The sequence below is a fragment of the Massilia sp. MP_M2 genome (genome assembly GCF_039123635.1).
Taxonomy (GTDB): Bacteria; Pseudomonadota; Gammaproteobacteria; order Burkholderiales; family Burkholderiaceae_D; genus Telluria.
The window spans coordinates 84,153-108,804 of record NZ_JBCHJF010000005.1 but is presented as its reverse complement, the minus strand read 5'-3'; the positions used below and the strand labels follow the sequence as shown (position 1 = coordinate 108,804).

At 62.7% G+C, this 24,652-nt stretch carries 26 protein-coding genes; 11 read left to right on the top strand and 15 right to left on the bottom strand.

Translation table 11 applies throughout. The annotated features are described in order from the left end of the window. The first annotated feature begins 84 nt into the window (after window positions 1–84). The 5 genes from RCH14_RS13015 (at window position 85) to RCH14_RS12995 (ending at window position 3,539) form a co-directional block, all read left to right on the top strand. Window positions 85–486, top strand: a complete 402-nt coding sequence (locus RCH14_RS13015; RefSeq protein ID WP_343026520.1) for a hypothetical protein — start codon at window positions 85–87, stop codon at window positions 484–486. Then, window positions 483–1,172 carry a C39 family peptidase gene (locus RCH14_RS13010; RefSeq protein ID WP_343026519.1) on the top strand — a complete coding sequence of 230 codons (690 nt, stop codon included), beginning with the start codon at window positions 483–485 and terminating at the stop codon, window positions 1,170–1,172. Before RCH14_RS13015 ends, RCH14_RS13010 begins: the two co-directional genes overlap by 4 nt. Window positions 1,173–1,184: 12 nt before the next feature. Next, window positions 1,185–1,694 (top strand): hypothetical protein, encoded by a 510-nt coding sequence (locus RCH14_RS13005; protein WP_343026518.1) that lies wholly within the window; start codon window positions 1,185–1,187, stop codon window positions 1,692–1,694. 38 nt (window positions 1,695–1,732) lie between these two features. Next, on the top strand, window positions 1,733–3,139 hold the full coding sequence (locus RCH14_RS13000; protein ID WP_343026517.1) for a hypothetical protein: 1,407 nt from the start codon (window positions 1,733–1,735) through the stop codon (window positions 3,137–3,139). 193 nt (window positions 3,140–3,332) lie between these two features. Further along, window positions 3,333–3,539, top strand: a complete 207-nt coding sequence (locus tag RCH14_RS12995) for a cold-shock protein (protein WP_183554103.1) — start codon at window positions 3,333–3,335, stop codon at window positions 3,537–3,539. 348 nt (window positions 3,540–3,887) lie between these two features. Here the strand turns inward: RCH14_RS12995 and RCH14_RS12990 are convergent, their stop codons facing one another. The 7 genes from RCH14_RS12990 to RCH14_RS12960 form a co-directional block, all read right to left on the bottom strand. Further along, window positions 3,888–4,619: a PEP-CTERM sorting domain-containing protein gene (locus RCH14_RS12990; protein ID WP_343026516.1), complete on the bottom strand. Its 732-nt coding sequence runs from the start codon at window positions 4,617–4,619 to the stop codon at window positions 3,888–3,890. Between the two features lie 190 nt (window positions 4,620–4,809). Then, window positions 4,810–5,247, bottom strand: a complete 438-nt coding sequence (locus RCH14_RS12985) for a DUF971 domain-containing protein (RefSeq protein ID WP_343026515.1) — start codon at window positions 5,245–5,247, stop codon at window positions 4,810–4,812. Between the two features lie 12 nt (window positions 5,248–5,259). After that, window positions 5,260–5,691, bottom strand: a complete 432-nt coding sequence (locus tag RCH14_RS12980; protein ID WP_343026514.1) for an HIT family protein — start codon at window positions 5,689–5,691, stop codon at window positions 5,260–5,262. After that, the gene (locus RCH14_RS12975) at window positions 5,688–9,701 is read right to left on the bottom strand and encodes a DUF3683 domain-containing protein (protein WP_343026513.1); all 4,014 of its coding nucleotides are present in this window, start codon (window positions 9,699–9,701) and stop codon (window positions 5,688–5,690) included. Before RCH14_RS12975 ends, RCH14_RS12980 begins: the two co-directional genes overlap by 4 nt. 219 nt (window positions 9,702–9,920) lie before the next feature. Then, window positions 9,921–10,493: a flavin reductase family protein gene (locus RCH14_RS12970; RefSeq protein WP_343026512.1), complete on the bottom strand. Its 573-nt coding sequence runs from the start codon at window positions 10,491–10,493 to the stop codon at window positions 9,921–9,923. A gap of 31 nt (window positions 10,494–10,524) precedes the next feature. Beyond that, on the bottom strand, window positions 10,525–10,833 hold the full coding sequence (locus RCH14_RS12965; protein ID WP_343026511.1) for a DUF1272 domain-containing protein: 309 nt from the start codon (window positions 10,831–10,833) through the stop codon (window positions 10,525–10,527). 42 nt (window positions 10,834–10,875) lie between these two features. Then, complete coding sequence (locus RCH14_RS12960) at window positions 10,876–11,379, bottom strand: YqaA family protein (RefSeq protein WP_343026510.1); 504 nt, start codon at window positions 11,377–11,379, stop codon at window positions 10,876–10,878. Window positions 11,380–11,562: 183 nt separating this feature from the next. Between RCH14_RS12960 and ilvA the strand changes: the two genes are divergently transcribed. From ilvA to RCH14_RS12930, 6 genes are all read left to right on the top strand, one after another. Beyond that, complete coding sequence (gene ilvA / locus RCH14_RS12955) at window positions 11,563–13,101, top strand: threonine ammonia-lyase, biosynthetic (protein ID WP_343026509.1); 1,539 nt, start codon at window positions 11,563–11,565, stop codon at window positions 13,099–13,101. Window positions 13,102–13,113: 12 nt separating this feature from the next. After that, on the top strand, window positions 13,114–13,950 hold the full coding sequence (queF, locus tag RCH14_RS12950) for an NADPH-dependent 7-cyano-7-deazaguanine reductase QueF (RefSeq protein WP_343026508.1): 837 nt from the start codon (window positions 13,114–13,116) through the stop codon (window positions 13,948–13,950). Window positions 13,951–14,328: 378 nt separating this feature from the next. Beyond that, window positions 14,329–14,811: a PTS sugar transporter subunit IIA gene (locus RCH14_RS12945; protein WP_183554119.1), complete on the top strand. Its 483-nt coding sequence runs from the start codon at window positions 14,329–14,331 to the stop codon at window positions 14,809–14,811. 67 nt (window positions 14,812–14,878) lie between these two features. Continuing rightward, window positions 14,879–15,814: an HPr(Ser) kinase/phosphatase gene (hprK, locus tag RCH14_RS12940; protein ID WP_343026507.1), complete on the top strand. Its 936-nt coding sequence runs from the start codon at window positions 14,879–14,881 to the stop codon at window positions 15,812–15,814. Between the two features lie 58 nt (window positions 15,815–15,872). Further along, window positions 15,873–16,751, top strand: coding sequence for an RNase adapter RapZ (rapZ, locus tag RCH14_RS12935; protein WP_343026506.1), 879 nt, complete (start codon window positions 15,873–15,875; stop codon window positions 16,749–16,751). A 220-nt stretch (window positions 16,752–16,971) separates the two neighbouring features. Next, window positions 16,972–17,736: an SDR family oxidoreductase gene (locus RCH14_RS12930; protein ID WP_343026505.1), complete on the top strand. Its 765-nt coding sequence runs from the start codon at window positions 16,972–16,974 to the stop codon at window positions 17,734–17,736. A 197-nt stretch (window positions 17,737–17,933) separates the two neighbouring features. On the opposite strand, the gene RCH14_RS12925 is transcribed toward RCH14_RS12930, so the two are convergent. From RCH14_RS12925 to RCH14_RS12890, 8 genes are all read right to left on the bottom strand, one after another. After that, a complete protein-coding gene (locus RCH14_RS12925; protein ID WP_343026504.1) occupies window positions 17,934–19,010 on the bottom strand; it encodes an enoyl-CoA hydratase/isomerase family protein in 1,077 nt (358 codons plus the stop codon). 99 nt (window positions 19,011–19,109) lie between these two features. Further along, window positions 19,110–19,466: a ribosome hibernation-promoting factor, HPF/YfiA family gene (hpf, locus tag RCH14_RS12920; RefSeq protein ID WP_183554132.1), complete on the bottom strand. Its 357-nt coding sequence runs from the start codon at window positions 19,464–19,466 to the stop codon at window positions 19,110–19,112. Between the two features lie 74 nt (window positions 19,467–19,540). Next, a complete protein-coding gene (locus RCH14_RS12915) occupies window positions 19,541–21,028 on the bottom strand; it encodes an RNA polymerase factor sigma-54 (RefSeq protein ID WP_343026503.1) in 1,488 nt (495 codons plus the stop codon). Between the two features lie 14 nt (window positions 21,029–21,042). After that, window positions 21,043–21,798 carry an LPS export ABC transporter ATP-binding protein gene (lptB, locus tag RCH14_RS12910; RefSeq protein ID WP_343026502.1) on the bottom strand — a complete coding sequence of 252 codons (756 nt, stop codon included), beginning with the start codon at window positions 21,796–21,798 and terminating at the stop codon, window positions 21,043–21,045. Beyond that, a complete protein-coding gene (gene lptA, locus RCH14_RS12905; protein ID WP_343026501.1) occupies window positions 21,795–22,343 on the bottom strand; it encodes a lipopolysaccharide transport periplasmic protein LptA in 549 nt (182 codons plus the stop codon). Before lptA ends, lptB begins: the two co-directional genes overlap by 4 nt. Before the next feature lie 45 nt (window positions 22,344–22,388). Next, window positions 22,389–22,994 (bottom strand): LPS export ABC transporter periplasmic protein LptC, encoded by a 606-nt coding sequence (lptC, locus tag RCH14_RS12900; RefSeq protein ID WP_343026500.1) that lies wholly within the window; start codon window positions 22,992–22,994, stop codon window positions 22,389–22,391. A gap of 5 nt (window positions 22,995–22,999) precedes the next feature. Continuing rightward, on the bottom strand, window positions 23,000–23,536 hold the full coding sequence (locus RCH14_RS12895) for an HAD family hydrolase (RefSeq protein ID WP_343026499.1): 537 nt from the start codon (window positions 23,534–23,536) through the stop codon (window positions 23,000–23,002). Beyond that, a complete protein-coding gene (locus tag RCH14_RS12890) occupies window positions 23,536–24,558 on the bottom strand; it encodes a KpsF/GutQ family sugar-phosphate isomerase (protein ID WP_343026498.1) in 1,023 nt (340 codons plus the stop codon). The genes RCH14_RS12895 and RCH14_RS12890 overlap by 1 nt, the downstream gene beginning before the upstream one ends. Window positions 24,559–24,652 lie beyond the last annotated feature (94 nt).

Below are 24,652 nucleotides of genomic sequence, written 5' to 3'. Positions count from 1 at the left end.
GCACGCGCAGCGATCACGCTGCGCGTGCTGCACTCCCGCCATGCGGCGCTTTGCCCGCATGGCGGCTCTTTCGAGCGAGGCATCATGAAAAAATTACACCAGATTGGATTTCTATTGCTGACGGCAGGCGCTGTTTTGCCATCGGCGGCCCAGGTCAACGAGCCGGCCAGACTGCCGGTGGTGGTGAGCTTCCTGTCGACAGTGAACGTGGCGCCGGCCGACGGCGACGATCTCGCGAGCGGCTGGGGCACCACCACCGACGCCGCTGTGCTGGGCGACCTGCGCGGCGGCACCGACATCATCACCACCGAGGCGACGCTGCGCGGCACGGTCGGCAACAACACGGCCACCAACGTTACCAGCGGCATGAACGTGATCAGTGGTGGCTCGTTCGCCAACTCGTCGGGCTTGCCGGTCGTGATCCAGAATTCTGGCGCGAACGTCCTGATCCAGAACGCGACCGTCATCAACCTGCAATTGCAATGAACATGACACCAGGCCCTTACTTGGTGCTGCTCATCGCACTGTGCGGCGCCCTCCTTGCGCCGCACAGTGCGAGTGCGCTGGATCTTGCCGTGGTCGGGCGCGTCAACGTGCCGGTGACCAGTCTCAGGGACATCAAATTCCAGCGTACGCTGCGCCAGCAATATGACTACAGCTGCGGCGCCGCCGCGCTGGCCACCTTGCTGTCGCACCACTATCACACGCCCACCCTCGAGCAGGACGTGTTCCAGCAGATGTACGCCAGCGGCGACCAGGACAAGATTCATAAAGAAGGGTTTTCGCTGCTCGACATGCAGCGTTTTCTCGCCACGCGCGGCTTTCGCGCTGACGGCTTCAAGCTGCCCATTGAAAAACTGATCGCCGAAGAACTGCCGGCCATCGTTCTGATCACCGACCGCGGCTTCAACCATTTCGTCGTCATCAAGGGTGCCGAGGACGGCCGCATCCTGATTGGCGATCCTTCCACCGGCAACCGCGTCGTGAGCATGGAGCGGTTCCAGGAAATCTGGCGCAACAAGATCCTGTTCGTGATCCACAGCCACAAGGACCAGGTCGCCTTCAACACGCCGGAAGACTGGCGTGGCGCGCCGCGTGCGCCGCTGGGCATCGGCATGCACCAGGACCAGCTCAGCGCAACCTTGCCCAAGTTCGGGCCGGGCGATTTTTAACGGGGACCTGCCATGCGCCTTCCACCCTACCCTTTGCACACTGTCCTGCTGGGCCTGCTCACGGGTGCCCTGCCGCTCGCCCAGGCGGCCGAGTCATTCATACCGGCGCTTGGCATACCGGTTGACGCCGCCGCCCTGGACGCCGCCCGTGGCGGCTTCGAGGTGGCCGGCGGCCTGTCGCTCTCGCTCGGGATCGAGCGTGTCGTGTCGGTCAATGGCGAAATCATGGCGCGCACCAACATCGCCATTCCCGACCTGGCGGCCATGACGGCCGAGCAGGCGCGCCTGACCCAGGATGCGCTGGGCGCGGCGCGGATGATCCAGATCGGCGGCAACAACTACGCCGCTGCCGACCTCAACCTGCCCAATGGCGCAACGCTGCTCCAGAACACGCTCAGCGGCCAGGATATCCGCACGGCGACCACCATCTCGTCGACCGTCAACAGCATGTCGCTGATCAAGGACATCAATTTCCAGTCGACGATCCGTGACGCCGTCGTGCGTTCCCCGGGCGGACTATAAAACGACAAAACCATCAACAACCACTCTGGAGAATCTGGATGTATCCACACGTCGCGCGGCTCGGCGCTGCGGGCCTGGCGGCGGCCCTTCTGGCGCCGCCCGTACTCGCTCAACAAGGTGTCCCCCTGTCGAATCATGGCGCACAGCCATTCTCTACCGAACTGTCGCAATTAAAGGACGAACTGGCGCAGCAGCGCGCGCTGGTCAATCGCCTGCTGCAGGAAGTGCAGGCGCAGCGCGAGCAATTGCAACGCATGGGCACGCCAGCGGATGGCGTGCTGCTGTCGCAGCAGCGCGGTACGGGCGGCGCGATGAGCGGCCAGGCGCCGGTGGCCGAGCCGCCCGCACTGCCGCAGATAGTGACGGGTGTACCGGCACCGCTGCCGCCACAGCCCCGCCCGGACCAGCCCGGCATGCCCGCCCCTGCGCCGGCCCGGGCCACCGCACCGGCGCAAGCGCAAAACACCAGCCGCCAGCAACCGAATCGACCGCCGGAAGTGGCACCGATCGGCGACCAGCCGGGCGTGCTCACGGCGCGTGGCACGTACGTGCTCGAGCCATCGATGCAATACGGCTACTCGTCGAGCAACCGCGTGGCCCTGGTTGGCTACACGGTGATTCCAGCCCTGCTGATTGGCTTGGTGGACGTGCGTGAAATCAAACGCAATACCTTCACCACCGCGATCACCGGCCGCACCGGCATCAACAACCGGATGGAAGTCGAGGTCAAGGTGCCGTATGTGTACCGCTCCGATGCCACCGTCAGCCGGGAAATATTCACCGGCACGGCGGTCGAACGCGTGTTCGATACGACCGGCAAGGGCATGGGCGACGTCGAAGTCGCCGGCCGCTACCAACTCAATAACGGCGGCGCCGACAAGGGCTATTACATTGCCGGCCTGCGCTACAAGAGCCGGACAGGTCGCGACCCGTTCGAAGTGGTCACCGACTGCGAACGTCGCTGCATTGGCGAGAACGTCACCGGCACCGGCTTGCCGCTGGACCTGCCCACCGGCTCGGGCTTCCACTCACTGCAAGGCACGCTGACCTGGCTGTATCCATCCGATCCGGCCGTGTTCTTCGGCAGCCTGAGCTACGTGCACAACTTCAAGCGCGACGACGTGACACGCGTGGTGCGCAATGGCGAGCGTGAACCGCTCGGCTCGCTGCAACCGGGCGCCGTGCTGGGCTTTAACTTCGGCATGGGCCTGGCGCTCAACGACAAAGCGTCGCTGAGCCTGGGCTACGATCACAGCACGATCGGGCGCATGCGTCAGAACGGCGCGACCTCGATCGGCGCGGTACGCACACAGCTGGGAACCCTGCTGCTGGGGTACTCCTACCGCCTCAGTCCGAAACGCTCGCTCAACATCGCCGTCGGCGCTGGCATCACGCGTGACACGCCGGACGTGACGCTGACGCTGCGTGTGCCAATGACTTTCTAACCAGAAATTTATCCTTGAAATTGGTCATGCAGGGGGGATGACTTGTGGTAAATACGGAGACGATTGAAAAATCTTGCTTCCAATTTAAGAGTTTGCCCTATAATCAGATTCGCAATGTAAGGCGTCACCCTGGTTTTTGTCCTAGGTACGCAAACAGGGCATCAACGTAAAATTAATTTTTGAGGGAATAAAAATGGCGACTGGCATTGTTAAGTGGTTCAATGACGCAAAAGGTTTCGGTTTCATCACGCCTGACGGCGGCGGCGAAGATCTGTTCGCACACTTCTCGGCGATCAACGCCAACGGCTTCAAGTCGCTGCAAGAAAACCAGCGCGTGACGTTCGACGTCACCACCGGTCCTAAAGGCAAGCAGGCTTCGAACATCCAGCCGCAAGCTTAAGGTCCGCTGGCCCGCCACGGCGGGCAAGCAACGCAAAAGAGCACATCTTCGGATGTGCTCTTTGTCTTTGTGGCGACAGAAAAGCGGGGGTCAGGTCTGACATTCGACAGAAAAGCGGGGGTCAGGTCTGACATTCGGACACGATCTCGACAGTCGGCTATCCCAAACCGGCTGGCGTGGGGCAATGCTGATACGGGCAAGACACCATCGCAAGTGGTTAAAGCTGAGGTCGTGTCTGAATGTCAGACCTGACCCCGGCTGTTGGGCCCCGGCTGTTGGCCCGCGCCTGTGTGCTCCACGAAAAAAAACCTCCCGTCAGGGAGGTTTTTCAATCCGATAGCAACAAGGTTATTTGCTGATGCGACGACGTGCCAGACCGAGACCTGCCAGGCCGAGGCCGAGCAACGCGAGCGAGGCCGGTTCTGGGACCGGCGCAACGTTATAGCCAACCACCAGGTTATCGACCTCGAACGCGCGGGCGGTGGTTCTGAAGCTGAACGACGTGAACTCTTCTTCGGGTGTGAAGAACAGATTGACATAGATGTTCGAGGTATCCGCGTTCTGGTTGCCCGGCTCGCCCTGGAACATGTCGATCAGCGAAGCACCCGTCACCGTCTGGATGACGGCGCCGACAGCGTTATAGAAGATCAGGTCGTTGTACATATCGATCGATCCGTAATACAGGCCCAGATAGTTCAGGCTTGCCCCGCCGCCGAGAGAGTTCAGCAAGCCCGTATAGTTGAAATTGATTTCTGAACTGGTCGTGCTGCTGCCGGCGCTCGGACCATAGGCAAAATAGGTCGTGTCGTTGGCCGGTGCTGCGTACACGCCCGGGAGATGCCCTTGCGCATAGCCCAGCGCGCCGCCTGACACGGTCGAGATAGCGACCATATCGGCGGCCATCGTCGGCCCCCCACCAGGTGCATCGAACGTTTCGACAAACACGTTGTTCGTTTGCAGACTGGTTTTGCCAGACCCGTCCGCCGCGACTGCGTAGGCGTACGTGATTTCTACAGCGTGTGTCACGGAAGCCGACATCAGCAATACCGATGCCAGCCAAGGAACCAATGCGTTTTTCATGAAGGTCTCCGGTGGATTGAAACCTGGTAGTTAGCATTAACCATGCCACCGGAAAAAACTTCTAATAAACAGTCACTTAACAATAAATCTTTGTGGAAACGTAATTGTTATCGACAGTATATTACTGTTACATACTCACTGTTACATTGACCTTTATACGAGGCCGGCTGACAGCCAGTTCGCCGCCAAATCAGCAGCCGCAGCTGCCCGAACCGCAACCGCCGCCGCCCGATTTCGCCGCCGCCACCTGTGCGAACTGCGTCACCGGCGCGCGGCCGCTCTCTTCGTCGTAGCCGGCCGCCTGCAGGCGCGCCACGTACTGCTTCCACAGCGATTCCTGGCTGCGGCCCAGCTCATACAGATAATCCCAGCTGAAGATGCCGGAATCGTGGCCGTCCGAGAAAGTTGGCTTGATCGCGTAGTTGCCGACCTGCTCGACGTCGGCGATGCCGACTTCGCGCTTGCCCAGTTGCAGCACTTCCTGGCCGGGGCCATGGCCCTTCACTTCGGCCGATGGCGAATACACGCGCAGATATTCGAACGGGAGCGAAAAGGCGCTGCCGTCGTCGTAGGCGACGTCGAGCACGCGCGATTTCTGGTGGACAGTCAATTCGGTAGGATGGGGCATGACACTCTCTATTCAGGAAAAACGGCGCGCGATGGCGGCGCCCAATTGGTCGTGCAGCGCACGACGCGCCGCGAGGATAGCAGGTTCTGTCGCGCGCACCGCCTGCGCCCAGACAGGCGCCGGGAAATGCGCATCGTCGGCGTAGCGCGGAATGACATGCCAGTGCAGGTGCGGCACTACGTTGCCGAGGCTGGCCACATTGACCTTCAATGGCTGCATCACCTCGCGTACCGCCGCCTCCACCTGGAACACGGCGTCGTTGATCAGCAAGCGGTCATCCGCAGACAGGTCGCTCATCTCGCGCACATGGTCGTGCCAGATCACGCGGCAAAAGCCGGGATAGTTGGCGTCGTCGACGACGATGACGCTGAACTTCTCGCCGGCCCAGGCAGCAGGCGCGGCGAGCTCGCACAACTCGCAGCCTGGCTCGCGCAACGCCGTCATACCAGCACCCGCTCGATGCCGCCGGCATTGGCGCGGGCGACGTACTCTGGGAGCCAGTTCTCGCCCAGCAGGTGCTTGGCGATTTCAACGACGATGTAGTCGGCCGTGGTGCCGGAATCGTCGTTGTAACGGCTCAGGCCCTGCAGGCACGATGGGCAGCTGGTGAGAATCTTGACGTCGCCCTTGAAGCCGTCTTCGCGCAGCTTGTCGGCACCCTTGACCATCTCGCCTTCCTTGCGCGAGCGGACCTGGGTCGCGATGTCCGGGCGCGAAACGGCAAACGTGCCCGACTCGCCGCAGCAGCGGTCGTTCTTCTCGATCTTCACGTTGTCCACCGTCGACACCAGCGCGTTGACCGTCTTGATCGAATCCTGCAGCTTCATCGGCGTGTGGCACGGCTCGTGGTACATGTAGCGGGTGCCGTTCACGCCTTCGAGCTTGACGCCTTTTTCGAGCAGGTATTCATGGATGTCCATGATGCGGCAGCCCGGGAAGATCTTCTCGAACTGGTACGTCGCCAGTTGGTCGTAGCAGGTGCCGCACGAAACCAGCACCGTCTTGATGTCGAGGTAGTTGAGCGTATTGGCCATGCGGTGGAACAGCACGCGGTTGTCCGTCACCATCTTCTCGGCCTTGTCGAACTGGCCGGCGCCGCGCTGCGGATAACCGCAGCACAGGTAACCCGGCGGCAGCACGGTCTGCACGCCCACTTCCCACAGCATCGCCTGCGTGGCCAGGCCCACCTGCGAGAACAGTCGCTCCGACCCGCAGCCCGGGAAGTAGAACACGGCCTCGGTATCGGCATTGGTCTTCTTGGGGTTGCGGATGATCGGGACGATCTTGTCGTCTTCGATGTCCAGCAACGCGCGCGCCGTTTTCTTGGGCAGGTTCCCCGGCATCTTCTTGTTGATGAAGTGGATGACCTGCTCGCGCACGGGCGCCTTGCCAACCGTTGGCGCTGGCGCCGCCAGCTGCGGCTTGGCAAAGCCCTTGAGCATGCGGTTGCCGAAGCGCTGCGCCTTGAAGCCAAAATCAACCATCACCTTGCGCGTAGCATTGATGGTGGTCGGATCGGTGGCGTTCAGGAAGAACATCGCCGCGCGGTTGGCCGGCTTGAAGCTGCGCTTGTCCATCTTGCGCAGCAGGTTACGCATGTTCATCGACACGTCACCGAAGTCGATGTTGACGGGGCATGGCGTGACGCACTTGTGGCACACGGTGCAGTGGTCGGCCACGTCCTCGAACTCTTCCCAGTGCCGGATCGAGACACCGCGGCGGGTCTGCTCTTCGTACAGGAACGCTTCGATCAGCGCCGACGTGGCCAGGATCTTGTCGCGCGGCGAATACAGCAGGTTCGCCTGCGGCACGTGGGTCGTGCAGACGGGCTTGCACTTGCCGCAGCGCAGGCAGTCCTTGATGCTGTGGGCGATCTCGCCGATATCGCTTTGCTGCATGATCAGCGACTCGTGGCCCATCAGGCCGAACGACGGCGTGTAGGCGTTGCGCAGGTCGGCGTGGGCGCCTTCCAGATTGAGCAGCTTGCCCTTGTTGAAGCGCCCTTCCGGATCGACGCGGATTTTATAGTCGCGGAACTCCTGGATTTCTTCGTCCTTCAGGAATTCGAGCTTGGTGATGCCGATTCCGTGTTCGCCCGAAATCACGCCGTCGAGCGAGCGCGCCAGCTTCATGATGCGCTCGACCGCCTTGTGCGCATCTTGCAGCATGTCGTAGTCGTCCGAGTTCACCGGCAGGTTGGTGTGGACGTTGCCGTCGCCGGCGTGCATGTGCAGCGCGACGAACACGCGCGAACGCAGGATGCGCTTGTGGATCGCCGTGCTCTCGTCGAGGATGCAGGTGTAGGCGCTGCCGTTGAAAATCTGGCGCAGCGGCGCGCGCAGCTCCGCTTTCCACGAGATGCGCACCGTGTGGTCCTGCACCGCGTCGAACAGGCGCGCATCGGGCTGGATCGCCAGGCGCGCATCGATCGCGCCCGACAGATGGTCGAGCCCGAGCGATTCGAGCCCCTCGCGTACGTCGGCCAGCGGCGCATCCAGATTGGCCAGGATGAAGCTCCAGCGTTTGGTCACCAGGTCGACCAGCGCGCGCGCCTGCAGCGGGCGGTCGCCCATGATCTCGTCGCGCTCGACGCCTTCGCCGCTGCTGGCGTCGTCGCTCTTGGCCAGCGGCAGATGGTCGCTGGCCAGGTAGGTGCGCAGGCCGTCGGCCAGCTGCAATTTGTTCTTGATCGACAGCTCGACGTTGATGCGCTCGATGCCGTCGGTGTATTCGCCCATGCGTGGCAGCGGAATCACCACGTCTTCGTTGATCTTGAAGGCGTTGGTGTGGCGCGCGATGGCCGCGGTGCGGGCGCGGTCGAGCCAGAACTTCTTGCGCGCTTCGGGGCTGACGGCGACAAACCCTTCGCCCACGCGGGTGTTCGCGATACGCACCACTTCCGAGGCGGCCAGCGCCACCGCGTTTTCGTCGTCGCCAACGATGTCGCCAAACAGCGCCATCTTCGGCAGCACGCCGCGCTTGGACTTGGTGGCGTAGCCGACCGCGCGCAGATAGCGCTCATCCAGGTGCTCGAGGCCCGCCAGGCGCAGCGTGGCAAATGCCGGGTCGCCGTTCTTCGGCAAGCCGTTGAGGTAATTGGTGATCTCGACGATCGATGGAATCGCGTCGCGCGCCTGGCCAAAGAATTCGAGGGCCACGGTGCGCGTGAACTTCGGCATCTTGTGCAGGATCCAGCGGCCCGATGTAATCAGGCCGTCGGTGCCCTCTTTCTGGATGCCCGGCAGGCCGGAGAGGAATTTGTCGGTGACGTCCTTGCCCAGGCCTTCCTTGCGAAAGCGCTTGCCGTCGATGATCAAGGTCTCGGTACGGAATGGCGCGCCTTTCGGTGTGCCCTTGACCGATGGATGCGTCCATTCGAGCAGAAATTCGGCCTGCGGCGCATCGTGGATCTTGCCCAGGTTGTGGCCGATGCGCGTGACATCGAGCCAGTCGCCGTTGGGGTCGACCATGCGCCACGAGGCCAGGTTGTCGAGCGCAGTGCCCCACAACACGGCCTTCTTGCCGCCCGCGTTCATCGCGATATTGCCGCCCACGCAGGATGCGTGCGCGGAGGTCGGATCGACCGCGAACACGAAGCCGGCCTTCTCGGCCGCCTGCGACACGCGCTGCGTGACCACGCCCGCATAGGTGTGGATGGTCGCGTACTCGCGGTCCAGACCCGGCATGGCGGTCATTTCGACCTCGCCGATGCCGATCAGTTTTTCGGTGTTGATCACGGCCGACATGGGCGTGAGCGGAATCGCGCCGCCCGTATAGCCGGTGCCGCCGCCGCGCGGGATGATGGTCAGCCCCAGCTCGATGCAGCCCTTGACCAGGCCGGCCATCTCGTCTTCGGTATCCGGCACCAGCACCAAAAACGGATACTCGACGCGCCAGTCGGTGGCGTCGGTCACGTGCGAGATGCGGTGCATGCCGTCGAAGCGGATATTGCGCTTTTCGGTGTACGCGCCCAGCACCTTCAGGGCGCGCTTGCGCAGGTCGTACGTCTCGGAGAATTCGCGGCCGAAGTCATCGACCGCGCGGCGCGCGGCCGCCAGCAACTGCTCGACGGCGCTGCTGCGCGCTGCGGCCACGGCCGGGTCGCCGTCGTCCTGCGCATCGACCGTGGTACGGCGCTTGTCGACTTCGGCCAGGCGATGGTGCAGCGCCTCGATCAGGTTGGCCCGGCGCTTCGGGTTGTCCAGCATGTCGTCCTGCAGGTACGGATTGCGCCGCACGACCCAGATGTCGCCCAGCACCTCGTACAGCATGCGCGCGGAGCGGCCGGTCTGGCGGGCGCCGCGCAAGCTGCCCAGCAACTCCCACGACGCCTCACCGAGCAGCCGGATCACGATTTCGCGGTCCGAGAACGAGGTGTAGTTGTACGGAATCTCGCGCAGGCGCGCGGGCGCGTTATCGGCTAGCAGGGTATGGATATGTGCGGGGGCGTTCATGAATACTCGTCGACTGTCGGACAGGCCCGAAGGACGTTCATTCTATCGTATTGCGTTGCACCACGCTTGGAGCGGCCCCGCCTGCCGCTGCGCGCGACGCAACAAAATATTCATACTGTGTGGGATATGCAAACATTATTTACCCGCAGACGCATGCGGGCTGTATTTATCAAGCCGGACGACAGGAATGGCATATGTCGTCCGGCCAGGTTTGCACCGTTATCTCGGGCTGTCCGGGACCTCGAAGGCGTCGCCGGTCTCGAAGAAATGCCCACCGGCCACATAATGAATGCTCTTCTTGCCACCTGCCGACAGATTCCAGTGGCCATCGGCAAACACCGCCGGATCGGCCCAGGCCGCCACGACTTCGCCCAGGAACAGGTCGTACGTGTCCTGGATATGCGGTTCGGGGAGCACGCGGCACTCGAGCCAGGCCAGGCAGCCGTCGAGCAGTGGCGCGCCGACCTGTTCGCCGGTCCAGGCGCCGGCGCCGAATGCCGCGAATTTATCCACGTCGCGGCCCGACGTCGATCCTACCTGCAAGGTCAGGCGCGCCAGCTCGCGCGACGGCACGTTCAGCGCGAATTCGCCGGACGCCTCGATCAGGCTGCGGGTCAGCGTGTTCTTGTCGATCACCACCGCCACCTTGGGCGGATCGAAATCGAGCGGCATCGACCAGGCGGCCGCCATCACGTTGACGGCGTCGCCGTGGCGCGTCGATACCAGGACCGTCGGGCCGTGGTTCATCAGGCGGTAGGCTTTGGCCAGGGGTACGGGAAGGCGGTCGGTCATGCCGGAGTCCTTGGGTTGATGACGCGGGCGCTCAGCGCTGCGCCGGCGGGATATCCGTCAGCGGCGCGGCGAACGCGGTGTGCGCGCCCGGATCAACGGGGCGGTGTTTTACCGTCGTGCCGGCCGGGTCGTTGCCGAGATAATTGCCATTCTTGCGATTCTGCGCTGGCCGGATCGGGCGTGGCACGAAGCCGCCGCCGCAGTTCGGGCACACGTTGAGCAAGACGGTATCGACGCAAGTGGCGCAAAACGTGCATTCGTACGAGCAGATGCGCGCCTGTTCCGACGCCGGTGGCAGCGCGACGTTGCAGTGTTCGCAGGTGGGACGCAGTTCAAGCATGGCAAATTCTCTTGGTGAAAGGAAGGTTGAGCTGGGTCGGGACTATCCCGTAATCCGCGTCAGCATGTCGCCGAGCGACTTCCAGAAACTGTCCGGCACGTACAGCAGCGCCAGCGTCATGGTCAGGTAGCGCGCGAACTTGCCGATCGCCATATACATCAGGCTTGGCCAGAACGGCAGGTGCAGCCAGCCGGCCAGCGTGCACAGCGGATCGCCCACGCCCGGCAGCCACGACAGCAACATGGTCTTGGCGCCGTAACGCTTGAGCCAGCCGAACCAGCGGCTCTGGCGCTCTTTGGCAAAAGCCACCTTGGCGCGGTAGCCAAGGAAGTAATCGACCGCGCCGCCCAGCGTATTGCCGACGGTGGCCACGAGGATCGCGGGCCAGAACATGGCCGGATTGGCCTTGATCACCGCGAACACGGCCGGCTCGGAGCCGAGCGGCAGCAGTGTGGCGGAAATAAAACTGATGATGAAGACGGAGGTCAGCCCGACGGTCGGCGCAGCAACGAAGTCAAGCAGCCATTGAACAGCGGTTTCGATCATGCGAGCTTAGGCGAGGGAAATAGGCGTCCATTATAATGGTCTGGTACTTTCGTCACGACACGATACGATCGCCTGTCACCCAGCGCGCCGTAGCGTACTGCGCGCCACGGTCACCCACCCTAGCGGAACAGTTTGCGTCGTCCGTCCCGCCAGCCGCATTGGCCTGACCCTTGTGTTTCGACCATGACTACCGACTATCTCAAAAAAATCCTGACCGCGCGCGTTTATGACGTTGCCGAACAAACGCCCCTCGATCTGGCCCCCACGCTGTCTGCGCGCATGGGCAACCGCATTTATTTCAAGCGCGAGGACATGCAGAGCGTGTTCAGCTTCAAGCTGCGCGGCGCCTACAACAAGATGGCCAACCTGACGCCCGAGCAGCGCGCCCGCGGCGTGATCTGCGCCTCGGCCGGCAACCATGCGCAGGGCGTGGCCCTGTCGGCGTGCCGCCTCGGCTGCCGCGCGCTGATCGTGATGCCCACGACCACGCCAGCCGTCAAGATCGACGCCGTCAAGGCGCGCGGTGGCGCCAGCGTCGAGATCGTGCTGCATGGCGACTCGTACACCGACGCTTATAACCACGCCCTGCTGCTGGAAAAAGAACAGCGCATGACCTTCGTGCACCCGTTCGACGATCCGGACGTGATCGCCGGCCAGGGCACGATCGGCATGGAAATCCTGCGCCAGCATTCCGGCCCGATCCACGCGATCTTCGTCGCCATCGGCGGTGGCGGCCTGATCGCGGGCATCGGCGCCTACGTCAAGGAAATTCGCCCGGACATCAAGATCATCGGCGTGCAGACGCTCGATTCGGATGCGATGGCGCGCAGCCTGAAGGCCGGGCACCGCGTCACGCTGAACGACGTCGGCCTGTTCTCCGACGGCACCGCCGTGCGCCTGGTGGGCGAAGAAACCTTCCGCGTCGCCCAGATGGTGGTCGACGAGATCATTCTGGTCGACACCGATGCGATCTGCGCCGCGATCCAGGACGTGTTCCAGGACACGCGCAGCATCCTCGAGCCAGCCGGCGCACTGGCCGTGGCCGGCGCCAAGGCGTATATCGAGCGCTCGCAGATGGACCGCGAGCCCATCAAGAATGAAACGCTGGTGGCGATCGCCTGCGGCGCCAACATGAACTTCGACCGCCTGCGCTTCGTGGCCGAGCGCGCTGAGCTGGGCGAATCGCGTGAAGCAGTGTTTGCCGTGACCGTGCCCGAACAGCGCGGGAGCTTCCGTCGCTTCTGCAGCCTGGTCGGGCCACGCAACGTGACAGAATTCAATTACCGCATCAGCGATGCCAGCGAAGCGCATGTGTTCGTCGGCGTGCAGGTGGGCAGCCGCAGCGAATCCGGACTGCTGGCGCGCACCTTCGAAGAGCATGGCTACAAGACGCTCGACCTGACCGGTGACGAGCTGGCCAAGCTGCATATCCGCCATCTGGTTGGCGGCAAGAGTTCGCTGGCCCATGACGAATTGCTGTATCGTTTCGAGTTCCCTGAACGACCGGGCGCGCTGATGCGCTTCCTGGACAGCATGGCGCCGAACTGGAATATCTCGTTGTTTCACTACCGCAACCAAGGCGGCGATGTGGGCCGCATTCTCGTGGGACTGCAAGTGCCGCCAACCGAAATGGCCGAGTTCCGGCAATTTCTGGCATCGCTCGGTTACCGTTACTGGGACGAAAGCAGCAATCCCGTCTATAAATTGTTCTTGGGCGCCTGACGCCCCATCTCCATGAATACACCTGACCAATCGCCCCTTGGCAAATCCTCCGCCTACCAGAGCCAGTACGCGCCCGAGCTGTTGTTCCCGATCGCGCGCCAGCAAAAGCGCGATGAGCTCGGCCTGTTCGCGGATGCCGGCACCATGCCGTTCTTTGGCGTCGACATCTGGAACGCCTATGAACTGTCGTGGCTGAACATGCGCGGCAAGCCGCAGGTGGCGATTGCGACGATCACGGTGCCGGCCGATTCGCCGAACATCGTCGAATCGAAATCGTTCAAGCTGTACCTGAACTCGTTCAACCAGACCCGCCTGGCCGGTCCGGACGCCCTGCTGGCCCTGCTGCGCGACGATCTGTCGGACGGCTTCGGTGCGCCGGTCCACGTCACGCTGACCAGCCCGGATGCATTCGGTGCGATCAAGATGGGCGAACTCGACGGCGTGCTGCTGGACCGACTCGATGTCGAGATCGACGGCTATTCGCCATCCCCGGAACTGCTCAGCGCGGACCAAGAAAATGGGCAAGTCGAGGAAACGCTGGTGTCGCACCTGCTCAAGTCAAACTGTCTGGTCACCGGCCAGCCAGACTGGGGCACGGTGCAGATCCGCTATGTCGGCCCGCAGATCGAGCAGGAAGGCTTGCTGAAATACCTGATCGGCTTTCGCGAACACAACGAGTTCCATGAGCAGTGTGTCGAGCGTATCTTCATGGACGTGCTGCGCCAGTGCAAGCCCACCAAACTGGCCGTGTATGCACGCTACACCCGGCGCGGCGGCCTCGATATCAATCCATGGCGCGCCAATTTCTCTACCGGCAAACCGCCCAATTTGCGTGGCGCGCGCCAGTAAATATCGCGTTTCTGACAAGATGCGATTCGCACGCCTGTACGTTTTTCGCGACAGCCGTGCGTCGGGATGCGTAGTATGCCCCGGCTTGCCACACTGCTGAGCTTGCTTGTTTTTTCGGCAGATCGCGTGCAAAAATCGGCCAATCCCGGCGCAGGCATGGTTTTACCTGCCGCGCCCTGTGATTTGTTGAAGAAATTGCGTGACGGTCTTGATGAGAATCAATACCGCCACCGACCCGTTTCGACGGGTAGCGTGCGACGGTCCAGGCAACTCGTCTGACTGTCGCGATTTCGAGTGTCCCAGGCAGAAAACAGGCCTATAATCCGTGCTCGCAAGCACGCCACTTGTGCCGCGAACTTGTGCCACGCACCCCATGTTATGACCAATTTAAGCAAAATCCTCTCGCTCGAAAACGTCCAGCTCGACATCGAAGTGTCGAGCAAAAAGCGCGCTTTCGAGCAAGCCGGCCTGATCTTCGAGAACAATTGCGGTATTGCCCGTTCGATTGTGTCCGACAACCTGTTCGCACGCGAGCGTCTCGGCTCCACCGGCCTCGGCCACGGCGTGGCCGTTCCGCACGGCCGCATCAAGGGCAGCAAGAGTCTGAAGGCGCCACTGGCCGCGTTCGTGCGCCTGAAGGAACCGATTCCGTTCGAGTCGCCCGACGGCCAGCCGGTCAGCCTGCTGTTCTTCCTGCTGATCCCTGACCATGTCACGCAGCAGCACCTCGAGATCCTGTCGGAAATCGCCGAGCTGTTCTCGGACGAAGCGATCCGCACTGCGCTGGCGACCGATGCCGACCCGAAGGCCGTCCACGAGCGCATTATCAACTGGCAACCCAGCCTGCAAGCTCTGGGTTAAACTTCACGTCACTGCTACCGCGCGGCAATAATGTCGCGCGCCATTTTTTGTGACGAAGACGATGCCCATGCTGCAGTCCCCGCTGACCATTCAACGGCTGTACGACGATAACCGCGACAGCCTGCAGCTCGGCTGGTTCGCGGGCTTTCCCGGCGGCGAACGCCAGATCGCCGGCGACGCCGCGTCGGCCGCCGACCAGGTCGGCCACCTGAACCTGATTCACCCAGGCCGCATCCAGGTCTTCGGGCACCAGGAACTCAATTACTACCACCGCCTCAAAGCCAATTCGCGCACCCACGTGATTGGCGAACTGATCGGCGGCGGCCCGCCGGCGCTGATCATCGCGCAAGGGCTGGAAACGCCGCCCGACATCCTGGCGATCTGCGACGAGCAGAACATCCCGCTGTTTTCCACGCCGCTGCCGGCCGCGCAGGTGATCGACTTCCTGCGCGTGTACCTGTCCAAGAAGCTGGCCCAGCGCGTGATCATGCATGGCGTGTTCATGGACGTGCTGGGCGTGGGCGTGCTGATCACCGGCGAGTCGGGCCTGGGCAAGAGCGAACTGGGGCTGGAACTGATTTCGCGTTCGCACGGCCTGGTGGCCGACGATGCGGTGGAATTCTCGCGTATCGCACCGAACATGATCGAGGGCCGCTGCCCGCCGCTGCTGCAAAACCTGCTCGAGGTGCGTGGCCTGGGCCTGCTGGACATCAAGGCGATCTTCGGCGAAACGGCGGTGCGTCGCAAGATGCGTCTGAAGCTCATCGTCCACCTGGTCAAGCGCGGCGCGCAGGACGAAGAAGTCGAGCGCCTGCCCTTTCACTTCCCGACCGAAGACGTGCTGGGTCTGCCGATCCGCAAGGTCGTCATCCCGGTGGCGGCCGGCCGCAACATCGCCGTGCTGCTCGAGGCGGCCGTGCGCAACACGATCCTGCAACTGCGCGGCATCGACACGTTGCAGGAATTCATGGAGCGCCAGCGCCAGGCCATGAGCGCCGACTGACCCGTCGCCAGCGGCCCTGGGGTGTACGGCCTTGCGGCGCTTGCGGTATCATCGCCCCATGCACATCGTCCTCATCACCGGAATTTCCGGCTCGGGTAAATCCGTGGCCCTGAATGTCCTGGAAGACGCCGGTTACTACTGCGTCGACAACCTGCCGCCAGCCCTGCTGACGGCCCTCGTCAATACCGTCAGCGAAAGCGGCGGCGGCAAGATCGCCGTCGCGGTCGATGCGCGCAGCGCCGAATCGCTGGCCGAACTGCCCGTGAGCGTGCGGCGCCTGCGCGAGGACGGCCACTCGGTCAAGGTCATGTTCCTGACCTCGAGCACCCATTCGCTCGTGGCGCGCTTTTCCGAAACACGCCGCAGCCACCCGCTGTCGCACCAACTGCGCCCGGGCGAAAACCCGGCCTCGCGCCTAACGCTGATCGAATGCATCGCTGAAGAACGCGAGCGCCTGTCGTCGATCGAGAACCTGGGCCACGTGATCGACACGTCCGAGCTCTCGTCGAACAAGCTGCGCGGCTGGATCAAGGAACTCGCCGAGATCGACCACGCACCGCTGACGCTGTTCTTTGAATCGTTCGCCTTCAAGGTGGGCGTGCCGCTCGACGCCGACTTCGTGTTCGACGTGCGCGCAATCCCGAATCCTTATTACGACCTGGCGCTGCGCCCGCTCAACGGCAAGGATACGCCCGTGATCGCCTTCCTCGACGCGCAACCGAGCGCGATCGAGATGCTGTCCGACATCCAGAACTTCGTCGCCAAGTGGCTGCCGTCGTTCAAGACCGACAACCGCAGCTACCTGACGGTGGCGGTCGGCTGCACGGGTGGACAGCATCGCTCCGTGTACATGGCCGAACACCTTGGCGCGCATTTCGGCGCGACCGAGCGCGTGATTGTCAGGCATCGCGAGCAGCCGAAGCATCCGGCGGCCTAGTTCAACGTCAGAACGAGGCATCGGTGTATCTGCGCTGCCTCGATCTGTTGCTTTCTCCCTCTGTGGGCGTGGCAGATGACTTTTTGAAGTCGATGCGCGGCGAGGTGTCTTCGGCACCAGCGGCCGCATCATCAAATTATTTGAAAGCAATAAACGAATAGATCATCACCCGTTAGCTGGTTAGGCTGTGAATCTCCTCCACACTTTTACAGGAGTCACAATGCTTCAGTTATCAGGGAAAGTAGCCATCGTCACTGGCGCAAGTTCAGGCATTGGCTACGAAACGGCTAAATTGTTCGCAAGCGAAGGTGCGAAGCTTATTGTCAGCGCTCGCCGCCACGGCGAACTTGCCAAACTGGTCGCGGACATCGAGCGCCATGGTGGTGAGGCAGTTGCCATTGCCGGAGACATCAGGGAGGAGAACCTTGCGCGCGCACTGGTTGACATGGCAGAAAGCCGCTTTGGCGGACTCGACATCGCTTTCAACAACGCTGGTACGACGGGGGACGCAGCCCCGGTAGCCGATATACCAACTGATGCCTGGCAAGCTACGCTCGATACAAATTTGACGGGCTCTTTTCATGGTGCGAAGTACCAACTGCCCGCAATGGTAAAACGCGGCGGAGGCTCGATCATTTTCACGTCGACATTCGTCGGCAGCACCGTCGGTTTTCCCGGAATGGGTGCATACGCCGCCAGTAAAGCCGGGCTGATCGGTCTAATGCAGGTCATCGCCGTCGAATATGGCAGGTACGGCATCCGCGCCAACGCGCTACTCCCAGGAGGGACCGATACACCGATGGGCCGAGCGAGCGCCAATACCCCTGAGGCGCTGGCTTTTGTGGAAGGCTTGCACGCCCTCAAACGCATCGCGCGGCCAGAGGAGATCGCCCGCTCGGCACTCTATCTCGCGTCTGATTCCTCCAGCTTCAGCACTGGATCAAGTCTTTTGGTGGACGGTGGCGTGTCAATCAACCGCACATGACAGGAGAAACGCCAGTGCCACCCCGAGCCTGTCCTGGTAACGGTCGCACTGCGACATCTCGCTCATGACGAATTGAGACGCTAGGAATCCTTTCCTGGTCCTCGATACGCATCGGGGTTCCTCATCGGTTCATGAAGCCACGATGGTTGCACCGGCTGCACGAAAAGTCACGCGCAAACGGATATGCATGAAGAGGCTTATGCGAGATGGCGCAGCGGGTGCGCATGCACCGGCCACACCGGCGCAAAGAAGCGCGCCACCATCGCGTCGGTCACGAGATCCAGCGACGGCGGATTCCATTGCGGCGCATTGTCCTTGTCGATCACGAGCGCACGCACGCCTTCGAGTACCTCGCCATGCTCGAAATTGCGGCGCACGAGCGAGCGCTCCAGGCGCAGGCAGTCGGCGACATCGAGCGACGCGCCGCGCAGCAGCAGCTCGCGCGTCACGCACATCATCAACGGCGAGCGCAGGCGCATCGCGCGCAACGCCTTCTGCGCGAATGGTGTGTCGTCACCCTCGAGCGACGCCATGATCGCCGCCACCGAGTCTGCGCCGAAGTGCGCATCGATGCACGCGCGGTTGGCCTGCAATTCGCTCTCGCCGGCATGCTGGCTGGCGAGAGCGCGGATCGCCGCCTGCAGATCCGCGCCCGGCGTCGCCTCGATCAGCGCCTGCAAGGCCGCCAAATCAGCGCCAGGTACGAACACGTCGGCCAGGCCTACGTACAGCGCATCGGCCGCGCCGATCGTCAAGCCGGTCAAGCCCAGGAACATCCCCAACTGCCCCGGCGCATGCGACAGAAAATGGCTGCCGCCGACATCGGGGAACAGGCCGATATTCACCTCGGGCATTGCCATCTTCGTGCGCTCGGTCACGATGCGCAGGGCGCAATCGGGCCCGCCCTGCGCGATGCCCATGCCGCCGCCCATGACCACGCCGTCCATCAGTGCGATATACGGTTTTGGATAAAAATGGATCAGGTGATTCAGTGCGTATTCTTCGGTGAAAAAATCTTCGAGCAGTGCGCTGCCATCTTGCGGCGAGGCGTTGCCGACCTCGTGGAAGAAGCGGATATCACCGCCCGCGCACAGTGCTTTTTCGCTGCTGCTGGTGATCACCACCGCATCGACGGCGGCGTCAAGCTGCCAGTCGAGCAGGATCGCGGTCAGCGCGCGCACCATGTCCAGCGACAGCGAATTGAGCGCCTTTGGCCGGTCGAGGGTGATGATGCCGGTGCGGTTGGCAATGCGGGTCAGGACGTGTTCGGACATGGCGTGATCCATCGGGAGGAAACACGTATTTTACCGGCAGCGGGATGCAAAAAGGGCGTCTCTGAAAGACGCCCCTGGCGATGGTGACCTGCGCTTGAATCAGGCGGCAGCGACGTCTGCTTCGTCGACGTCCAGGCGTTTGATCGCTGTGCGGTTATGGTCTTTCAGCATCTGCTTGTGCTTCAGGATTTGTCGATCCAGTTTATCCATCAACATGTCGATCGCGGCATACAGGTCTTGCGCGACGCTCGCCACGTGCAGGGTCTTGCCCGACACCTGGACATTGATTTCAGCTTTTTGCCTTTTTTCTTTTTCGGTGAGGTTATCGACGGCCAGGAAGACGTGGGTATCTATGACTTGATCGAAATGGCGAATAATGCGTTCCAGCTTATTCTGAACGTATTCACGGATGGCAGGGGTTACTTCGAGATGGTGACCACTGATGGTGAGGTTCATACACACTCCTTTGAAGATGTCACGTCGCTTGCACCATACAGGAGCTGAAGGCACAGGCTGTATGAGCGGCGTTGTTACAAGGCTTTGCGGAGACTGACGGGGGGGATCTTGAGCGCTTCACGGTATTTTGCGACCGTCCTGCGCGCAATGACCATGCCTTGTTCCCCGAGCATTTCCGCGATCTTGCTGTCGGATAATGGATTCTTAGGGTCTTCTGCTCCTGTCAATTGTGCGATGAGCGCACGGATTGCCGTTGAGGATGCTTCGCCTCCCGCCTCGGTGGCAACGTGGCTACCGAAGAAATACTTCAACTCGAACATGCCGTGCGGGGTCAGCATGTATTTCTGCGTTGTGACACGAGAAATCGTGCTCTCGTGCAGACCTAGTGTATCAGCTATCTCGCGCAAAACAAGGGGCCGCATGGCAACCGCGCCGTGGCTGAAAAAGTTGCGCTGGCGCTCGACAATGGCCTCGGCCACACGCAGGATCGTGTCAAAACGCTGGCGCATATTCTTGATGAGCCACTTCGCCTCTTGCATCTGCGCGCCCATCTGGCTCTCGCTGCGGCCCTGCTTGAGCATCGTGGCGTACAGGCTGTTGACGCGCAGGCGCGGCATCACGTCCGGGTTCAGCGTGACCGCCCAGCCATTCTTGGCGCGCCGCACCATCACGTCCGGCACCACGTAATCTGACACGTTCGACGCGAACGCGGCGCCCGGGTGCGGGTTGCACTGGCGGACCACGGCCTGCACTTCGCGCAGATCTTCATCATCGCAATCGAGTGCTTTTTTCAGCTTGCTGTATTCGCGCTGCGCGAACCAGGTCAGGTACCCTTCGACGATCTTCAGGGCCATGCGGCGCGTGACCATCGGCACGCCCGGCATGCGCCGGATCTGCAGCGCCAGGCATTCGGATGCGCTGCGCGCGCCCACGCCCACCGGGTCCATGCTCTGCACCATCGCCAGCGCGCAGCGCAGTTCGTCCAGGTCGACCTCGAGTTCTTCCGGCAGGCGTGCGTGGATCTCGTCGAGCGGCTCGTCCAGATAGCCGTTGTCGTCCAGCGCGTCGATCACCAGTTCGGCCAGCGCGCGGTCGCGGGTTGAGAGCAGCGTTTCGCGCACCTGTTCCATCAGGTGTTCGCGTAGCGTGATCGCGCATGCCTCCAGCTGCGGGCGGCCGTCTTCGTCGTCGCTGCTGCTACTACTGCCGGACGACGCGCCGCTGCCTTCGTTCCAGTCGGTGTCGGGCCGGTCGCCATCGACCGCGCCGCCTTCGGCGCCCTCGCCCTCGGCCGGTGCGCTGCCCTCGCCTTCGGCCTGCTGGCCCGGCGCCGGCGGCGCCTCGCCCGGCGCCGGCGCATTGTTGATGGCGCCATCGCCCAGCAAGCGCACCGAATGATCGAGCGGATCGTCGAGCCGTTCGAGCAGCGGGTTATCGCCCAGTATCTGCTCGATCTCCTGATGCAGTTCGAGCGTCGACAGCTGCAGCAAGCGGATCGATTGCTGCAGCTGTGGCGTGAGCGCCAGGTGCTGCGAGGTGCGGAGCTGAAGGGACTGTTTCATTGATTGACCATGGCTTACATGCGGAAATGTTCACCAAGGTACACGCGGCGCACCGACTCGTCGGCGATGATATCGTCGGGACGGCCGGATGCGAGCACCGCCCCCTGATTGATGATGTAGGCGCGGTCGCAGATGCCGAGCGTCTCGCGCACATTGTGGTCGGTGATCAGGACCCCGATCTTGCGCTCCTTGAGGAAGCGCACGATGCGCTGGATCTCGATCACGGCGATCGGGTCGACGCCGGCGAACGGCTCGTCAAGCAGCACGAAGCGCGGGTTGGTCGCCAGTGCGCGCGCGATCTCCACGCGGCGTCGCTCGCCGCCCGACAGCGACAGCGCCGGGTTCTCGCGCAGCTTCTCGATCTGCAGGTCGGCCAGCAGGCTGTCGAGGCGGTCGTTGATCTCGGTTTTGGTCAGCGACTTGCCGTTGACCTTTTGCAGTTCGAGCACGGCGCGGATGTTTTCTTCCACCGTCAGCTTGCGAAACACCGAGGCTTCTTGCGGCAGGTACGACAGGCCCAGCACCGCGCGGCGATGGATCGGCAGGCTGGTGATGTCGGTGCCGTTGATGCTGATCGAGCCGGCATCCGACGGCACCAGGCCGACGATCATGTAGAACGAGGTGGTCTTGCCGGCGCCGTTCGGGCCCAGCAAACCCACCACCTCGCCGCATTCGACATCGAGCGACACGTCGCGCACGACCAGGCGCTTGCCATAGCTTTTCTGCAGGCCCTTGACGACCAGCGTGCTGCGATCGTTCAGCTCCGTCATTGCGTGCCTCCGGCCGGCGCACGCTTGGGCGCCAGGATTAGCGTGCCGCGCCCGCCGCCAACCTTGCTCTCGCCGCTGACGTCATTGCGCACGGCGACGACTTCCTTGCGGTTGTCGTACGAGATGAAGGGGCCGGTCATCTGGTTGGTCATCCGGTCGTTTTCGAGTTCCTTGACGACGGCGTTCGAGTACAGGCGCACCAGCTCCGAACGTTCGTCGTATTCGATGCGTTCGGCCTGGCCCTCGACCCACAGATTCGGGCCGCCGTCGCGCTTCTGGCGGAACGTAGCGGGCTTGCCGTTGGCCGCAGTGAGCGTCACGCTCATATAGCCTTCGGGCGTCTCCCTGACCACGGCGCGTTCGGCCTTGACCAGCAGCGTACCGCGGGTGAGGATCACGTTGCCGGTGAAGGTGCGAACGCCCGCGACGCCATCGAGGTCGCCGTTATCGTATTCAAGCGCCGCCTGCTTGAGCGAGTCGGCCTTTTCGGCCATGGCGGTCAAGGAAAGGAGTGAAAAGAAAGCGGCAGCAAAGAGTTTTTTCATGATGGTGCTGGTCCTGGGTTAGTACGCGCGCATGGCTGGTGGCCTTCAGCGCTGGCGTGGCGGATAGACGATACGGCCGCGGCCGGACAATTGCATCTGCATGGTCGCATTGTTGGCGACCAGGCCGACGGCCTTGAGACTGGACGCGCCAAGCTCCATGTCGATCGGCTGGTCGGTCTTGACGATTTCTTCGTCGGGCAACACGGTCATGGCCTGCGTGCGCACGCGCAGTGCTTCGCTGACGGGCGTCTTCGGGCGCTGCAAATCGACGTCGCCGAACAGTTCGACGCGGTGCTCTTCATGGAAGATGCGCGCAGTCTTGGCCACCACCGTCGTCGGCGGGCGGCCCGGTTCGACGCCGCGCATGAGCGGCTGCTCGACGTTCGACACATCGCCCAACGGAATGTGGGCCAGGCGCTTGCCCGATACCACATAGCTCGGCTGGCCGCTCGGCGTCATGCGCACGAACGAAAAATTCTCGACGATGTAATCCGGCTCGTCGGGCGGGCCGCCCAGTTGCGCATCGATCTCGGTCGCCTGCATCAGCTGCAGCAGCCAAAAGCTGCCGAAGGCGAAGAACACGCCGATCACGATCATCGCCAGCAGGTTCCAGCGGTGCGAGGTGCGTTTGTTGGAGGCGATGGTGGCCATGGCGCTCAGGCGAAATATGGCGCGAGCGCCTGGTCGTAGGTGCCCTGCGCGCGCATGACCAGGTCGCAGATCTCGCGCACCGCGCCGCGCCCGCCACCGTTCTTGGTCACGTAATGCGCGCGGTGCTGCACGTCCGGATGGCCCGACGGCACGGCGACGGCAAAACCGACGCGCGCGAACAGCGGCAGGTCGATCACGTCGTCGCCGATGTAGCCGCATTGGTCGGCAGTAAAACCGGTAGCCTCGAGCAGCTTGGCAAAGCCGATGCGCTTGTCGTGATTGCCCTGGTGGACATGCGAGATGCCCAGATCGGCGGCGCGCCGCACGACAATCGGCGACAGGCGCGCGCTGATGATCGCAGTCTGCACGCCGCTTTTATTCAGCATCTGGATGCCCAGGCCATCGAGCACATTGAAGGTCTTGGTGACTTCGCCATCGGGGCCGTAGGTCAGGCTGCCGTCGGTGAGCACGCCGTCGACGTCGAAGATCATGACCTTGATGCGCGCGGCGCGCTCGATGTGGGCCAATACGGGAGTGTTCATCAAATCACCTTTGCGCGGGTCAGGTCGTGGATGTGCAGCGCGCCGACCAGCTGGCCCGCCTCATCGATCACGAGCATCTGGTTGATGCGAAATTCTTCCATCACGGCGACCGCGTCGACCGCCAGCTGCTCAGGCCGCACGCTGCGCGGATTGGCGTGCATGACGTCGCGAATGAGCACGTTCGAAAAATCGTGCATGCGCTCGATCACGCGGCGCAAGTCGCCGTCGGTAAACACGCCCAGCGGTCGGCCGTCAGGGTCGACCACGGCGGTCATGCCCATGCCCTTCTGGCTGATCTCGAGCAGCGCCTTGACCAGCGGGACATCCATGCCCACTGACGGGATGGCGTCGCCGGTGCGCATCACGTCGCGCACGTGCGTGAGAAGGCGCCGGCCCAGCGCGCCGCCCGGATGCGACAGCGCGAAATCCTGCTCGCGAAAACCCCGCACGTCGAGCAGCGCCACGGCCAGCGCGTCACCCATGGCCAGCGTGACGGTGGTGCTGGTGGTCGGCGCCAGATTGAGCGTGCAGGCTTCTTTCGCCACCGCGATGTTCAGGTGGACATCGGCCAGTTTGGCCAGGCGCGAGGCCGGCTTGCCGGTCATGGCGATCACGCGCGCGCCCAGGCGCTTCACGGCCGGCAGGATGTCGAGCAATTCGGACGATTCGCCCGAATTCGAAATCGCGATCAGGATGTCATTCGCCGTGACCATGCCCAGGTCGCCGTGCGCGGCTTCGCCCGGGTGCATGAAGAACGCCGGCGTACCGGTGGACGACAGCGTGGCGGCGATCTTGCGGCCGATGTGCCCCGACTTGCCCATGCCCGAAACCACCACGCGGCCGGTGCCGGCGTAGATCAGCTGCGCGGCGTCGACGAAGCTGCTGTCGTCGCCCAGGCGCGCGTGCAACGCCACGATGGCGTCGGCCTCGATGGCGAGGGTCTGGCGACCCAGTTCCAGCACGCGCTGCGCCAGGGTTTCATCAAAACTTTTCAGCATTATTTGGTCATCAGTTACACTCATTACAGAAGTATAAACGAATTGCGAAAGCAAAAAACTTGCCAGTCGTAACATTCGATGACAAGCACGCCTCGCGGCGCATCGCCACCACAACCAC